Annotated in this window: 3 protein-coding genes; all 3 read left to right on the forward strand. The window is 67.8% G+C overall.

Annotated features, from left to right (window positions below):
- Window positions 1–558: helicase-related protein (locus JCM19049_RS12205; protein WP_374700307.1), on the forward strand; the 558-nt coding region annotated here is incomplete at its 5' end.
- A complete protein-coding gene (locus JCM19049_RS12210; protein WP_054821731.1) occupies window positions 495–1,934 on the forward strand; it encodes a hypothetical protein in 1,440 nt (479 codons plus the stop codon). The genes JCM19049_RS12205 and JCM19049_RS12210, both read left to right, overlap by 64 nt.
- A gap of 33 nt (window positions 1,935–1,967) precedes the next feature.
- Window positions 1,968–2,243 (forward strand): amidohydrolase family protein (locus tag JCM19049_RS12215; protein ID WP_279403109.1); only part of this gene is annotated, 276 nt, incomplete at its 3' end.

The following is a 2,243-nucleotide window of genomic DNA, read 5'->3' on the forward strand; positions in this document are numbered from 1 at the left end:
CGCAGAGCATCATCGCCCTGGACCGGGCCGCGCTGCTGCCGGCGATCTTCTTCATCTTCTCCCGCAAGCTGCGACAACGCCGTGCACCAGTGCGCGATGGCGGACCTGCGCCTGACCACGGACGCGGAAGCCGCGGAAATCGCCGAGGCGCTGGAGGAAGTCGCCTACCGGATCCCCTCCGATGACCTGGAGGTGCTCGAGTTCTGGTCCTGGCGGGACGCGATGATGCGCGGGTACGCAGCCCACCACGCCGGGCTGCTGCCGATCTTCAAGGAAATCGTCGAGGACCTGTTCGCCCGCGGCCTGCTCAAGGTCGTCTTCGCCACCGAGACCCTGGCCCTGGGCATCAACATGCCGGCCCGTTCGGTGGTGCTGGAAAAGCTGGTGAAGTTCAACGGTGAAGCACACGTGCAGATCAGCGCCGGGGAGTACACCCAGCTCACCGGGCGGGCCGGACGGCGCGGCATCGACATCGAAGGCCACTCCATCGTGATGTGGAACCCGGAGGTGGAGCCCGAGGCACTGGCCGGTTTGGCTCCAAGCGCACCTACCCGCTGAACTCCAGCTTCCGCCCCACCTACAACATGTCCACCAACCTGCTCGCCCAGTTCGGCCGGGAACAGACCCGCCGGATCCTGGAGTCCTCCTTCGCCCAGTACCAGGCCGACCGCTCCGTGGTGGGCCTGGCCCGCCAGGTGCAGTCCCGCGAGGAATCCCTGGCCGGCTACCAGAAGGCCATGCAGTGCCACCTGGGGGATTTCCAGGAATACAGTGCGTTGCGCCGCAAGCTGAGCGCGGCGGAGAAGAACTTCTCCCGCAACCGCCAGCACGAACGCCGTTCGGCGGCGGAGAAGTCCATGCAGGCGGTGATCCGCGGGGACGTGGTGGACCTGCCCGGCTCGCGGCGCTTTGGCCGGGCCGTCATCGTGGAGGTGGACACCTCGCTCTACGACCCGCGGCACACCGTGCTCACCGAGGAAGGCCGGCTGCGCCGGCTCTCCGTGGAGGACCTGCGCGGTCCATTGGAGATCGTCTCGCGGATCAAGGTGCCCAAGGCGTTCACCGGCAAGTCGCCCAAGGAACGCAAGGACCTGGCCGCGGCGCTGCGCAACGCCATCCACGAGCACCGGCCCCCGCGCAAGGACGCGGCCGGGTTCGACTACGCCGGCAGCGACAACTTCGAACGCGAGGTGGAGGGGCTGCGCCGCCAGCTGCAGGACCACCCCTGCCACCACTGCTCGGACCGTGAGGAACACGCCCGCTGGGCCGAACGCTACTGGAAGCTGAAGAAGGAAACCGACCGGCTGCGCCGGCAAATCTCCGGACGCACCAACACCATCGCCAAGCAGTTCGACAAGGTCTTCGCGGTGCTCGAGCACTTCGGCTACATCACCCCGCAGACCGAGGACGACGAACCGGTCATCACCGATGCCGGGCGCCGACTGCGCCGCATCTACGGCGAACGCGACCTGCTGACCAGCCGGGTGCTGGAAACCGGGGCGCTGAACTCGCTGAACGCCGAGGAGCTGTGCGCCGTCACCGCCGCCCTGGTCTACCAGGCCCGGCGCGACTATGACCGCCCGGACCCGAAGATGCCCACCGAACGGGTGGCCGGGGTGTGGGAGCTGATGGTCAAGTCCTGGGCGCAGCTTTCGGACGTGGAGGAGGCCAAGGGCCTGGAACCCACCGCCCCGCCGGAGTCCGGGCTGATCTGGCCGATGTACAAGTGGGCACGCGGCGCCACCTTGAACACCTGCCTGCGCGGGGCGGATCTGGCCCCCGGTGACTTCGTGCGCTGGGCCAAGCAGGTCATCGACACCCTGGACCAGCTGGCCAAGAACCCTGACCTGCCCACCAGGCTGTCCAAGAACGCGCGCAAGGCCGTGGACCTGGTCAAGCGCGGCGTGGTGGCGTACTCGAATGTATTGGATTAGCACCTACAGGTGCGGATTGAGGACTAGGAATTCATGGCACTGACCCTGTACCGCAACGGATCGATCTACTCGTCGGCCGACCCGTTCGCCACCGCAATGATGATCGACGGGAACACCGTCGCCTGGATCGGCGGGGAGGAAGCCGCCGACCGCCAGGCCGAACGCGCCGATGAGGTCATCGACCTTGAGGGCGGGCTCGTCACCCCGGCCTTCGTGGACTCCCACACCCACCTGGCGGATTTGGGGGCCGTGCTGGCCGGTGAGGACCTCAGCGCCGGCCGCAGCCCCGAGGACCTGGTTGCGCGGCTG

Source organism: Arthrobacter sp. JCM 19049, from assembly GCF_001310435.1.